The sequence below is a fragment of the Staphylococcus sp. acrmy genome, assembly GCF_022690565.1.
In the GTDB taxonomy this organism is placed as follows: domain Bacteria; phylum Bacillota; class Bacilli; order Staphylococcales; family Staphylococcaceae; genus Staphylococcus; species Staphylococcus caledonicus.
In genome coordinates this window covers 156,106-169,795 of the sequence record NZ_JALCVE010000005.1, presented here as the reverse complement: position 1 = coordinate 169,795, position 13,690 = coordinate 156,106, and the positions used below count along the sequence as shown (strand labels likewise).

The 13,690-nt window shown below is 33.8% G+C and carries 14 protein-coding genes and 1 riboswitch; of the genes, 10 read left to right on the top strand and 4 right to left on the bottom strand.

What is annotated here, in order from left to right; translation table 11 throughout:
- Window positions 1-4: 4 nt before the first annotated feature.
- From FH144_RS07115 to FH144_RS07100, 4 genes are all read left to right on the top strand, one after another.
- Entirely contained in the window at window positions 5-1,981 is a 1,977-nt protein-coding gene (locus tag FH144_RS07115) for a PTS fructose transporter subunit IIABC (RefSeq protein ID WP_242314658.1), read from the top strand.
- A 382-nt stretch (window positions 1,982-2,363) separates the two neighbouring features.
- The gene (locus FH144_RS07110) at window positions 2,364-3,740 is read left to right on the top strand and encodes a hemolysin family protein (RefSeq protein ID WP_107507785.1); all 1,377 of its coding nucleotides are present in this window, start codon (window positions 2,364-2,366) and stop codon (window positions 3,738-3,740) included.
- A 97-nt stretch (window positions 3,741-3,837) separates the two neighbouring features.
- Window positions 3,838-4,677 carry an aldo/keto reductase gene (locus FH144_RS07105; RefSeq protein ID WP_242314656.1) on the top strand — a complete coding sequence of 280 codons (840 nt, stop codon included), beginning with the start codon at window positions 3,838-3,840 and terminating at the stop codon, window positions 4,675-4,677.
- A 160-nt stretch (window positions 4,678-4,837) separates the two neighbouring features.
- Window positions 4,838-5,830: a glycosyltransferase family 2 protein gene (locus tag FH144_RS07100; RefSeq protein ID WP_198610937.1), complete on the top strand. Its 993-nt coding sequence runs from the start codon at window positions 4,838-4,840 to the stop codon at window positions 5,828-5,830.
- A 276-nt stretch (window positions 5,831-6,106) separates the two neighbouring features.
- On the opposite strand, the gene FH144_RS07095 is transcribed toward FH144_RS07100, so the two are convergent.
- The 4 genes from FH144_RS07095 to queC form a co-directional block, all read right to left on the bottom strand.
- A complete protein-coding gene (locus FH144_RS07095) occupies window positions 6,107-6,718 on the bottom strand; it encodes a hypothetical protein (protein WP_198610938.1) in 612 nt (203 codons plus the stop codon).
- A gap of 103 nt (window positions 6,719-6,821) precedes the next feature.
- On the bottom strand, window positions 6,822-7,538 hold the full coding sequence (gene queE, locus FH144_RS07090; protein ID WP_242314654.1) for a 7-carboxy-7-deazaguanine synthase QueE: 717 nt from the start codon (window positions 7,536-7,538) through the stop codon (window positions 6,822-6,824).
- Complete coding sequence (gene queD / locus FH144_RS07085; RefSeq protein ID WP_107507780.1) at window positions 7,538-7,957, bottom strand: 6-carboxytetrahydropterin synthase QueD; 420 nt, start codon at window positions 7,955-7,957, stop codon at window positions 7,538-7,540. Before queD ends, queE begins: the two co-directional genes overlap by 1 nt.
- Before the next feature lies 1 nt (window position 7,958).
- The gene (gene queC / locus FH144_RS07080; protein WP_242314653.1) at window positions 7,959-8,630 is read right to left on the bottom strand and encodes a 7-cyano-7-deazaguanine synthase QueC; all 672 of its coding nucleotides are present in this window, start codon (window positions 8,628-8,630) and stop codon (window positions 7,959-7,961) included.
- A gap of 163 nt (window positions 8,631-8,793) precedes the next feature.
- A riboswitch (PreQ1 riboswitch) is annotated at window positions 8,794-8,840 on the bottom strand.
- A 156-nt stretch (window positions 8,841-8,996) separates the two neighbouring features.
- Between queC and FH144_RS07075 the strand changes: the two genes are divergently transcribed.
- The 6 genes from FH144_RS07075 to FH144_RS07050 all read left to right on the top strand — a co-directional run bounded on the left by FH144_RS07075 (window position 8,997) and on the right by FH144_RS07050 (window position 13,401).
- Window positions 8,997-9,590, top strand: a complete 594-nt coding sequence (locus FH144_RS07075) for an anthranilate synthase component II (protein ID WP_242314651.1) — start codon at window positions 8,997-8,999, stop codon at window positions 9,588-9,590.
- Window positions 9,574-10,716, top strand: coding sequence for a chorismate-binding protein (locus FH144_RS07070; RefSeq protein WP_242314648.1), 1,143 nt, complete (start codon window positions 9,574-9,576; stop codon window positions 10,714-10,716). The genes FH144_RS07075 and FH144_RS07070 overlap by 17 nt, the downstream gene beginning before the upstream one ends.
- Window positions 10,717-11,325: an aminotransferase class IV gene (locus FH144_RS07065; protein WP_242314646.1), complete on the top strand. Its 609-nt coding sequence runs from the start codon at window positions 10,717-10,719 to the stop codon at window positions 11,323-11,325.
- 108 nt (window positions 11,326-11,433) lie between these two features.
- On the top strand, window positions 11,434-11,640 hold the full coding sequence (locus tag FH144_RS07060) for a hypothetical protein (RefSeq protein ID WP_242314644.1): 207 nt from the start codon (window positions 11,434-11,436) through the stop codon (window positions 11,638-11,640).
- 52 nt (window positions 11,641-11,692) lie between these two features.
- Entirely contained in the window at window positions 11,693-12,400 is a 708-nt protein-coding gene (locus FH144_RS07055) for a 5-oxoprolinase subunit B family protein (RefSeq protein WP_107507774.1), read from the top strand.
- Window positions 12,397-13,401, top strand: a complete 1,005-nt coding sequence (locus FH144_RS07050) for a 5-oxoprolinase subunit C family protein (RefSeq protein ID WP_242314641.1) — start codon at window positions 12,397-12,399, stop codon at window positions 13,399-13,401. The genes FH144_RS07055 and FH144_RS07050 overlap by 4 nt, the downstream gene beginning before the upstream one ends.
- The last annotated feature ends 289 nt before the right edge of the window (window positions 13,402-13,690 follow it).

Here is a 13,690-nt window from a genome sequence, read left to right as displayed (position 1 = left end):
ATGAATGAGAATAACAGAATTATTGACTAAAGATACAATCGCAATGGATCTATCAGCTTCTGATAAAAACAGTGTTATTGATGAATTGGTTTACCAATTAGATAAAGCAGGTAAATTAAGCGATATCGCACAATTTAAAGAAGCGATTCATAATCGTGAATCACAAAGTACAACAGGTATTGGTGAAGGTATTGCAATTCCACACGCGAAAGTAGCTGCCGTGAAGTCACCAGCTATTGCATTTGGTAAATCTAAAGAAGGCGTTGACTATCAAAGTTTAGATGGCCAACCCGCACATTTATTCTTTATGATTGCGGCTCCAGAAGGCGGCGCTCAAACTCATTTAGATGCCTTAGCTAAATTATCTGGTATCTTAATGGATGATAAAGTGAGAGAAAGCTTATTACATGCTACTTCTCCTGAAGAAGTACTTCAAATTATCGATAATGCCGATGATGAAGCTACTAAGGAAGAAGAAAAAGAAGCTCAAGAACAAGAAGCTAGTGCTTCAGGCGCCGTAGCTAACGATTCTACAGACGCTACAAATTCAAATGAGCCATATGTACTTGCGGTAACTGCTTGTCCAACAGGTATTGCGCATACGTATATGGCACGTGACGCTTTGAAAAAACAAGCAGATAAAATGGGCGTTAAAATGAAAGTTGAAACCAACGGCTCAGGTGGTATTAAAAACCACATAACACAACAAGATATTGACCGTGCCACAGGCGTTATTGTTGCAGCAGACGTCCACGTTGAAACTGATCGCTTCGATGGTAAAAACGTAGTAGAAGTTCCAGTGGCAGATGGGATTAAACGACCTGAAGAATTAATTAATACTGCACTTGATACGAGTCGTAAACCATTTGTAGCACGTGGAGGCCATACAAAATCAACAGATAGCCAAAGTAATGAAAAACAAAATTTTGGTAAAGCATTCTATAAACACTTAATGAACGGTGTTTCAAATATGTTACCACTCGTTATTGCTGGTGGTATCTTAATGGCTATCGTCTTCTTATTCGGTGCTAACTCATTTGACCCTAAAAGTTCTGAACATAACGCCTTTGCAGAACAATTATGGAATATTGGTAATAAAAGTGCCTTTGCATTAATTATACCTATTCTATCTGGTTTCATTGCACGTAGTATTGCTGATAAACCAGGTTTCGCAGCTGGTCTAGTAGGCGGTATGTTAGCTATCTCTGGTGGTTCAGGATTTATTGGTGGTATTATTGCAGGTTTCTTAGCAGGTTACTTAACACAAGGTATTAAATATATTACACGTGGTTTACCACAAGCGCTTGAAGGATTAAAACCAACATTAATTTATCCATTATTAAGTGTAACAATTACAGGATTATTAATGATATACGCATTTAATCCACCAGCAGCATGGTTGAATAATCTATTATTAAATGGATTAAACAGTCTATCAGGCTCTAACATTATGTTATTAGGTTTAGTTATCGGAGCTATGATGGCCATTGATATGGGTGGTCCTTTCAATAAAGCAGCTTATGTATTTGCCACTGCAGCTTTAACTGAAGGTAATGCAGCACCAATTACTGCAGCTATGATAGGTGGTATGATTCCACCATTAGCCATTGCGACAGCTATGTTAATCTTTAAACGTAAATTTACGAAAGAGCAACGTGGTTCAATCGTTCCTAACTATGTCATGGGACTATCATTTATTACAGAAGGTGCGATTCCATTCGCAGCAGCCGATCCACTTCGTGTGATTCCTTCAATGATGATAGGTTCAGGTATTGGTGGCGCCATCGCATTAGGACTTGGATCAAGTATTAATGCACCTCACGGAGGTATTATTGTAATACTCGCTACTGACTTTAGCCACATTTTACAAACTTTACTCGCTTTAGTCGTAGGTACAATCGTGTCAGCACTTATATACGGTTTCTTAAAACCTAAAGTTACTAAAGAAGAAATACAAGCTTCAGAAGCTATGGACGAATAATTAGCACTTATATTAGAGAGGTAAGACATTGATATTAAGATGTCTTATCTCTCTCTTTTGATTTAATGAAAATGAGTTATTAAACTAGAAAAATGGGTAGTATAATGAACGTATTATTATTCGAAATGAATTTGTGCCTTACTTGACTAATACGCTTTCTTAGTTTTAAATGTTAATTTGTAACTTCTAAATTAAAAGAGTTACATTCAACTATTTATAATTAATGTATGATAAAATAAAAGTAATACATTTTTCCGGGGGTGTCGCAATGGGAAGGCCATAACATGCATTTATATCGTTAGTAAGCATTACGAATTAAATTCGTGTTACCCATATGGGGCACAATATATTTGGAGGTGAATCCCTAGAAATAGGGAATTAATTGGAAACAGCGACCATAATAAACTTAGTAATATTCTTTCTATTAATTGCTTTAACTACAGTATTCGTAGGTTCGGAATTCGCATTAGTAAAAGTTCGTTCAACTCGAATTGAACAATTAGCTGAAGAAGGTAACGGCGGAGCTAAAATCGTTAAGAGAATGATTGCCAATCTGGACTACTACTTATCAGCTTGTCAGTTAGGTATCACAGTAACATCTTTAGGATTAGGTTGGTTAGGTGAACCTACCTTTGAAAAGTTATTACATCCTATCTTTGACTTGTTACATTTACCTGCAGCTTTAACGACAACTATTTCATTTGTGATTTCTTTCATCGTAGTGACATATTTACATGTAGTATTAGGTGAGTTAGCGCCTAAATCACTGGCTATTCAACATACTGAAAAGCTAGCGCTCGCTTATGCACGACCATTATATTACTTCGGTAATATTATGAAACCATTAATTTGGTTAATGAATGGTTCAGCACGTGTAATTATTAGAGTACTAGGCGTTGATCCTGATGCTCAAACTGATGCCATGTCAGAAGAAGAAATTAAAATTATCATTAATAATAGTTATAACGGTGGGGAGATTAACCAAACTGAACTTAACTATATGCAAAATATCTTCTCATTTGATGAAAGACATGCTAAAGACATCATGGTTCCACGTACGCAAATGGTAACGCTAAACGAACCATTTAACGTTGACGAATTACTTGACACAATTAAAGAACATCAATTTACACGTTATCCAATTACTGAAGATGGCGATAAAGACCATATTAAAGGGTTTATTAATGTTAAAGAATTTTTAACTGAATATGCTTCAGGTATACCGATAAAAGTTGGTAACTATATACATGAATTACCAATGATTTCTGAAACAACACGTATTAGTGATGCATTAGTCAGAATGCAACGCGAACACGTTCACATCAGTTTAATCATTGACGAGTATGGCGGTACTGCCGGCATTTTAACTATGGAAGATATTTTAGAAGAAATCGTTGGTGAAATTCGTGACGAATTTGACGATGACGAAGTTAATGACATCGTTAAACTAGATGAAGATACGTACCAAATTAATGGACGTGTTTTATTAGATGATTTAAATGAACAATTTGGAATCGAATTTGAAGATTCTGAAGACATTGATACAATTGGTGGTTGGTTACAAGCACACAATACAAACTTACAAGTAGAAGACCATATTGATACTCAATATGATCGTTGGATTGTATCTGAAATGGATAATCATCAATTAGTTTGGGTTGTTCTTAAACATCAATTTATCGAAACAAGACCGACATTTATTGATGAAGATGAAGAAGATGATAATGATAATAAACATAAAAATGACTCGAATGAATAACATTAAGGGCACTTGGGTACTTTAACCTCAGTGCCTTTGTTTTGTACATATAAATAAAGTTTGCAGTAGAACTAACTTGTAATAAGGAGAGAGAAACATGGTAAACGATACTCAAATTTTAAATAATGGCTACCCTATGCCTAATATTGGGCTAGGTGTATATAAAATCACAGATGAAGAAATGGAAACCACCGTCCAAACTGCTCTAGAAGCAGGTTATCGTGCTTTTGACACGGCTTACTTTTATGGTAATGAGCAAGCGTTAGGCAAAGCTTTGAGAAATAGTGACATACCTCGTGAAGATTTATTTATCACATCTAAGTTATGGAATGACTTTCAAGGGTATAACAATACTCTAGCTTATTTTAATGCTTCACTTGAACGTTTAGGCCTCGACTATATCGATTTGTATTTAATCCACTGGCCTTGTGAGAAAGATGATTTATATATTGAGTCATATAAAGCATTAGAACAGCTTTACCATGAAGGCAAAGTTAAAGCAATTGGTGTATGTAATTTTAAAGAGCATCATTTAGAAAAATTAATGGATGCTACAGACATTGTTCCTCAAGTTAATCAAATTGAAGTTCATCCCTACTTCAATCAACAAGAGATGCAAGACTATTGCGATAAACATGACATTGTAGTTACCGCTTGGATGCCCTTGATGCGTAATCGAGGCTTGTTAGATAATCCAGTGATTACAAAGTTAACCGAACGCTATGAAAAAACATCAGCTCAAATCGTGTTACGTTGGCACCTTGCACACAATCGCATTGTGATTCCTAAATCTAAAACGCCATCTCGTATTCGTGAAAATTTCGATATCCTAGATTTTAATTTAGAGTTAACAGAAATAGCCGAAATTGATAGTTTAAATCGTAATGCTCGTCAAGGTAAGGACCCAGATAAAGTGAATATTGGGGATTTAAAATAATTACTGTCAATGGGTGTAAGGTAGAGTGAATAATTAAAAAATATTGTGGTATATTTATTTAGTAAATATTAATTATTTGTTAATTCTATAGTTTTAAGTAGAATAGTTATTAAATTTATTGATAAAATAATAGTAAGAATGTAGAAAAGGATGTAATTGAATGAAAATCAGAGTCATTGTGCCTTGTTTTAACGAAGGTGAAGTTGTAAGGAAGACTTACGACAAATTGACTGAAATTTTAATGAAAGATAGCAAAGTTAAGGGTTACGACTATGACCTCTTATTTGTGGATGATGGTAGTAAAGATAATACAATTGAACATATCCAAAGTTTAGCTACTGTCGACCAACATGTAAAATATATTTCTTTCAGTCGAAATTTCGGAAAAGAATCAGCAATGATTGCTGGTTTTCAACATAGTGTCGCTTGCGATGCTGTGGTGATGATAGACGGAGATTTACAACATCCACCCGAGTTTATTCCTCAAATGATTGACGAATATCAACAAGGCTATGATCAAGTCATCGCAAAACGTGATCGTACGGGCGAGAATTTTGCGCGAAAAACGATGACTAAATTATATTACAAATTAATTAACAGCTTTGTAGAAGATATTAAATTTGTCGATGGTGTAGGCGATTTTAGACTATTGAGTCAACGTGCCGTTAAGGCGATGGCATCATTAAAAGAGTATAATCGTTTTTCTAAAGGGTTATTTGAGTGGATTGGTTATAATACGAAAATATTTACTTATAAAAATGTGGAACGTGAAGCAGGGCAATCTAAATGGACGTTTACTAAATTATTAAATTACGGGATTGATGGATTAATTTCATTTAATAATAAACCATTGCGTGCCATGATTTATCTTGGGATGTTTATCTTTAGTTTAAGTATTATATATATTCTTTATTTATTGATAGGTATCATGGTAAATGGTATTAATAACCCAGGTTATTTCACTACTATAGCAGCAGTGTTATTATTAGGTGGCATTCAATTAATGTCTATCGGCGTCGTAGGAGAATACATTGGTCGTATTTATTATGAAGTGAAAGAACGTCCTAAGTATATCGTACAAGCATCGAACTTAGAAGAACCTAAACACGATCTTAAAATAGTAGAGCAAGAAAATGAAAAATTTATTAATTAATTGTTGAGAAGTTTGGGCATACAAATCCTAAAATACAGGAGTAAAGGTGATTCGATTAGGAATCATCTTTACTCCTGTTTTTATCAACACTATGTATTGTTTGGCTGCGCGTTCTTACTGTGATGCAAGCTTTTTTACCTTGTTTAAGGCGTACTGAACTAATTAATAAGAGTTCGTATACAAAGTTTAATATGATTCAACTCATAGTATCAATTATCTATAGTCAATATGACTAAAATAAGAGTATGACATCGTTAGGATTCTGACGTCATACTCTTATTTAATATGGTATTTGCGATGGATGTTCTTTGGTTTTAATTGCCATACGATGTATATGCTAAACAAGAAATAAATTGTTAAAAAAACATACCAAAATGGCGTTAAAATGGTTAAAAGAACAATAGAAATAATAATAATTAGATGTCCTATAATAATAGGATGCTTGATTTTTCTCATCAATTTAAAGTTCTCAAGTTCATTATTAGTGAAAGTACCTAAAAATATAATGCTAGCCCCTAAAATAAAGATAGAAGGAGTAAGATAAGGGATAGACATATAGACGGATTGATCACTAAAACCAAAAGTAATAAACAAGGAACAACTAATAATAATCGCGAAAATAATGGCGATTGATTTATATTCTGAAATGATAAATGAATAGTTTTTAATATTTAAATAGTATTGAAGTCCTAACCAACATATGAAAAACGCGATTGAAGACATAGTTATAAAATCAAATTTCTCTATTACTATAATGTTAATAATAGCATTAATTGTAATAGCGATTAGTACGGAGCTAAACTTAAGTTGCTTGAAACGCTGTCGATATAGGTCAAACCCGAGAATGCCTAGTACAACGGCAATATTTATTAATACATATATAATCATGTTGTACTCCTATCACACTTAGTTCATTAGAATATTATAGCAATTAAAACAAACTTAATCATTTCAAAACACTTAACAAATATTTTTCTACTATACTATACAGTTAAACTCCTTTTTTATTACTCCATAATAAAGTGTGTAATTGAGGTAGCACATATACATGATTCATATCGCTACTTTGCATCACTGTATCTACCAATGATTCATATCGAGCCAATAATTTTTCAGTATGATTAGCCACGCTATCATCTAAGTAAGGATTCCCAACCTGTAAGTAAAAAGGTAGGTGAGGGTAACGATGATGGATCATTTTAGCAAATTCATAATCTTCGTCATTAAAAATTACAACTTTTAAATTAAGCGAATCTTGAACACATTGTTCTATAACGGAATCTAATATTTCTAAGTTAGGTTTCATATTAGAACTTGGTGGTTTAGGACTTATTGTTAAGTCATTGATTTGAGTCATCCAAGGTTGGAATTTACTTCCTTGCGTTTCTAGCGCAGTATAGATATTCTTTTCCTCAAATAAGTCTACTAAATCTTGAATCCCTTTGATTAATGCGGGATTACCTCCTGAAATCGTAACGTGATCGAATTGGTCGCCACCCACTTCACGTAATTGATGATAAATGTCTTCAGCAGTCATGAGTTGAATATCGTCTTTCGCGCTGCCATCCCATGTGAAAGCAGAGTCACACCAGCTACATCTATAGTCACAGCCTGCCGTTCTAACAAACATAGTTTTACGTCCAATGACACGCCCTTCACCTTGAATGGTAGGACCAAATATTTCGAGTACTGGAATTTTAGGCGCCATTATTTAAACTCCTTAGGACGGTACACGACGTAACTAGTAGGCGTTTCTCGTAAATAAACTTGAACACATTGAGGTTGGTTATCGTAAGTTTCTAGATGCGATTGAACAAGTTCATAGATTGTTTGTGCAACAATTTCAGTTGAAGGACTTTTACCTTTGAAATGAGGAAGGTCATTTAATAGATAGTGGTCGAATTGATCATGAATTAATTTTTTTAATTCACTAAAATTAATCAAGAAACCGTTGTGATCAAGTGTATCTCCTGCAATCGTTAAATTTACAAAGTAAGTGTGACCATGCGTACGCATACATTTGCCTGCATCTTCACTTGGAATATAGTGAGCAGCTGAAAAATTAAAGTCTTTATTTAATTCGAAAATATAAGGATGGCTTACGGACGGATAAATTTGTTGCATCATTTTAATTCGCTCCTTTAGATTCTAAATAATTCTCAAGGCCACGTTGGCGTAACTTACAAGCAGGGCATTCTCCACAACCATCACCAATAACGCCGTTGTAACATGTTAATGTATTATGACGAATATAATCTAATACGCCTAATTCATCACTTAGTTCCCAAGTTTGTGCTTTGTCTAGCCACATCAGTGGGGTATGAATCACAAAGTCTTTATCCATAGATAGACTGAGTGTGACATTCATAGATTTAATGAAACTATCACGACAATCTGGATAACCTGAAAAATCTGTTTCACACACGCCGGTAATAATATGTTTTGCATTAAGTTGATATGCTAAAGCTCCGGCAAATGATAAGAAAAGTAAATTACGTGCAGGTACGAAAGTGTTTGGAATACCGTCGTCGTCCGTTTCAATATCCATATCATGTTGTGTTAATGCATTTGGTGTTAATTGTGATAATAATGACATATCTAAAACATGATGTTTTAAATTCTGCTCTTTAGCGATTTTAGTCGCAACTTCAATTTCTGTATCATGACGTTGTCCATAATTAAACGTTACAAGTTCTACTTCTTTAAAATGTTTTTTAGCGTAAAATAAACATGTTGTGCTATCTTGTCCACCACTAAATACTACGAGTGCTTTATCCTTATTTAAGGCACTATTTGTCATTGTTATTCTCCTTTTGAAAAAGGTTGATTTATAGAACTATGCCGATATTTAACCTAGCTGTTATCAAAATAAAAAAGCCTATCTCTATAAAAAAGATAGACTTGGAAATATTGTAATAAGTTGTACTATAGATGTACGACGTCAATGTTTTACAAATTTCAATAGTTGTCTAGTTTTTTATAGAGGGTTTCAGCTAGGAACCTCTTTCGATTAATTTTTGTACGTCTGTTAGAGTAATACAATAACCCTATAAAATCAAGTGTTATATCAAGGGTTTGAAAAGGTAAACCCTTACATTTTCAAATTAATAATTATTATAATATTGTTAGAGAAGATGTAATTAAATGAGATTTGGAGCGTCCTAGAATGATTATAGTTATAGATAATAAAGATTCGTTTACATATAATTTAATAGATTACATAAAAACCGAGACGACACAGCCAATTCAAGTCTTTGATGTAGATGGTATTACTATTAAAGAGTTGAATGGGCTAGATATTGATGCCATTGTTATTTCACCGGGGCCTGGTAAGCCGAGTGATTATCCGATATTAAGTGAGATTATGAGTGAGTATGCTACGAAAGTTCCTATTTTAGGAGTATGTCTAGGCTTCCAACTTATATATGAATATTATGGTGGCAAGATTATTCATGGTAAGAAGCCAGTTCACGGTCATACGACTCCTTTAATACATAATGAAATGGGAATCTTTAAAAATTTACCGCAAAGTTTTGAAGTTATGCGTTACCATTCTTTAATGGCTGACAGTAAAAGTTTGCCAACGTCGTTACGCGTAACGGCACGTAACACTGAAGATATTATTATGGCAGTTGAACATGAAAGCCTTCCTATTTACGGTGTGCAATATCATCCTGAATCGATATTGAGTGAATATGGACATGAACAATTAAGACATTTTTTAACGAAAGTTGGGGAAGTAAATGAATATCACGTTTAATTATCGATATTACACGACGCCTGATGACTACCAAACGTATCACTTCGCCTTTAATAACTATTATGCGAAATCTGTAGCATATTCACTTGAACAAGTGGGAGATGTTGTTTATTTTGCGCAAAATGAACAAAAAAAGGGTCGTTACGTAGCGTTGTATCTGACATATGAAGCGGCATCATATTTTAATGAAGATATGCAAATACATAATAATCATAACAGTTTAATTGCAGTAGCCTATAGCTTTGAGACACATATGGCTTCCACTCCTAATAAAAAATATGTAACGGATTATGTACCACAACATTATTTTCAGTTTCAAGAAAGTGATGCACAAATGATTGAGAAAATTAAAAAAGTACAAGCGGCAATTGTGGAAGGTGAAACGTATCAGGTCAATTATACGACGCGTTTAGAAAGTGAGATCTATTATCCTATATCAATACTCTACGATTATTTAACTCAAACGAATAATGGTGGGTATACGGCGCTATTAGACACCGAGGAAGTGAATGTTGCTTCCGTGTCACCTGAACTCTTCTTCCAAAAAGGGGACTTCGATAACAAAGCGAACGTTATTGTAAGTAAACCAATGAAAGGAACGATGCCACGAAGTAATGATGTTCAAGAAGATGTCGAGAATTATAAAGCATTACAGCACTCTTTAAAAGATCGTGCTGAAAATGTCATGATAGTAGATTTGTTGCGTAACGATATTTCAAGAATTTCTCACAGTGGTACGGTAAAAGTCTATAAACCGTTTTTTATCGAAACGTATAAAACGGTTTATCAAATGACGAGCATGGTTACCGGTCAATTACCGACAGCAACGTCATTGAATAACATCTTACAAGCGCTATTTCCGTGTGGTTCTATTACCGGGGCGCCTAAGCTAAATACTATGTCTTATATAAAACAACTTGAAATCGGACCTCGGCATATATATTGTGGCACTATTGGACTTTTACTGCCTGACCAGAAGATGATTTTCAACATTCCGATTCGCACATTGGAGTATCGCGATAATAAAGTGTTTTATGGCGTAGGCGCTGGTATCACTATTGATTCAATTCCTGAAAATGAAGTCCAAGAATTTCGCGATAAAACAAAGATATTGGAGATGCTATAAATGGAATTATTTGAAACAATGCGTCTTGATCATGGAGTGATACCAAGATTTGAATATCACACGAAACGCCTACAACGTTCATCTCAACGTTTAGGGTATTCATTTTCAAAAGAACAATGGGTTCAATACGTGGAACAACTCAAGCATCATTACAGCGATGAAATATATCGATTAAAAGTCATATTAGATGACAATGGAAATTTTACGCATGTTATAAAACCGTTACCTGAAAAAACACACTTTACGGCTAAATTAAAGCTTATGGATACAACGTGCTCACAATCATTTATTATAAATAAAACGAGTGAACGTCAGCACTTAGAACATAATCACGTTACAGATTTAGTGTTGTTGTACAATAATGAAGGGAAAATCCTCGAATTTGATATTGGAAATATTATGATTGAGGAACAAGGTCATTATTATACGCCAAGTTATCAACACGATTTCTTACTTGGATGTATGCGTGAAAGCCTTATAGAACAAGGTAAATTAGAAATCAAAGACTATAGTAAAGATGAATTAATTGAGAAGCTGAAGAAGGGCGAGATACAAGTTTATCTTTTAAATAGTTTACGAGAGGTTGCCGATGTAGCTATTTATCTTTAAAATATAGTTGGAAGAATAGGAGGTTGGGTCACTATTTATCAATTTCCCCAAAACACAATATTTTGGTGTCTCAGCCTCATATAAAACAAACAACTAACGGAGCGGGTTATGGCGATACTATGGCTAATTATTATCATTATAGTGAATTATTTAGGTAAGCGCCTAGCAAAAGGATGCTTGAAGAAAGATAAGCTTGTAAAAGCACGTATTATTACGACGATGATCGTACTTATTCAATGTGTATTAGTATATGTCTTAATAAGCTCAACAATGCCGTATGTTGTTGAATTTTTAAATATATTTTATCATCACTAAACAGTTAAAGTTTGTAGATGCATTAAAATAAGGGAATTTATGAGGTGGCGTTATGAAGATTTATAGCCAAGGAGACAAAGCAATCATTATTTCGATGGAAAAAGATGTTTCGAAAAATGTCACAAGAGATTTAATTGCTTTACGTTCTCATTTATTAAACAAAGATTTACCATTTATTACTGAAATTGTGCCAACTGAATCAGATATGATGATTACCTATAATGCGAGAGACATGATTAAACATCATCATATTACGTCACCTTTTCAATATATGAAGGATTTAATCCATTCAATGTATCAAGAATTACGTAACCAAGATGTAGTTGAAGAAGATAGTACGACTTATGACATTCCAATCGTCTATGGTGATGAATTTGGACCTGATTTAGAGCAACTTCTAGACTACTATCAACTAACGAAAGAAGCATTTATTCAATTACATTCGGAAACGTCTTATTTTGTCTCTATGATGGGCTATTTACCAGGATTTCCATATTTAACTGGTATGAATGACAAGCTTTACGTTAATCATACGTGCGACGAGAAGAAGTTAGTTCCTGCTGGGTCGGTAATTATCGAAGGGAAAAAGTGTGGTATCGTAACAACTGATACATATAATGATTGGTTAGTTATAGGTTATACGCCTTTAAAACTATTCTCACCTGAAAAAGAAAAATTCAACTTATTAAAATTAGGGGATAGTGTTAATTTTAAACCTCAAGAGCGAAAAGATATTGAACTAGGAGATTATAAATCATGACTATCATAATAGAAAGAGCAGGATTATTTAGTAGCTTTCAAGATTTCGGACGTCATGGGTATGCATACACTGGAGTGATTCCTTGCGGTGCGTTAGATACGTTAGGTCACGAAATCGCTAATCGACTGGTAGCGAATGATAAAAATGAAGCCACACTCGAAATGACCCATATTATGGCTAAAATTCGATTTACTGAACCAACGTTAATCGCACTAACGGGAAGTAATTTTAAAGCTTCTACTCAAAATATGAAAATCAAGCCATATAAATTATACTTAGTAGAAGAAGGAGATGTTTTATCTTTCAAAGAAACAAATAAAACGTCTCGTGTTTATCTTGCTGTAGGCGGGGGATTCAAATTAGACACTTGGCTCGATTCCACTTCAACCGATTTAAAAGTTGGAATTGGTGGTTTTCGTGGACGTAAATTAAATAATGGTGATGTAGTTGAAATGAAACGGGATTATACAGAACGTCATCATAAATTGTTTAAGAACTTGGCAGATAAACATACTACTGATTGGGGAATTGATGGCTACGCGCTATCATTCAATTATATTTCAGATGTCTTTCATGTTATAGAGAACAAAGGTACTGAAGATTTTGATGAGGAAACGAAAGCTCATTTTATAAGAGGCGATTATAAGGTGACTAATAAATCTAACCGCGTGGGCATGTTATTAGATGGTGAAAAAATTAAAGCTTATTACGAAGATATGCCAGCTCATCAACCCGTAAAAAAAGGGACAATTCAAGTTAAGCGTGATGGCACACCTATTGTGCTATTAAATGATCATTATACCATTGGAAGCTACCCGCAGATTGGTACTATAGCCAGTTACCATTTAACTAAGTTGGCGCAAAAGCCTCAAGGCTCTCGCTTAAAGTTTCAGTTCATTGATATTGAAACTGCTGAAAAGAATTTAGTTAAATTTAGTAACTGGACGAATCAATTATTTCATGGGATTGAATTCAGAATGCAGTTAGAAATGATGAAATAGTTAAATATCACGAAGAACAGTGAATACGTTGAATGATTATTAATGTCTAGCGTGGGACTATAGTCTGATTAAATTGTAGTTGTAACAAGATATAATATATTAATCAAACTATAAAGTTTAAAGCACTTATCACGTAGTTAAAAAAGCAATTATTGAGTTATAGGCAGTGCTTTTTCTTGATAAATGAGTAAAAATACTATATATTTATATATTGAACTATGAGAAATTATTACAGTAACATTACAAATTTAATTATTTCTTAATAATTAATTAGTAATTGAAAAGAATA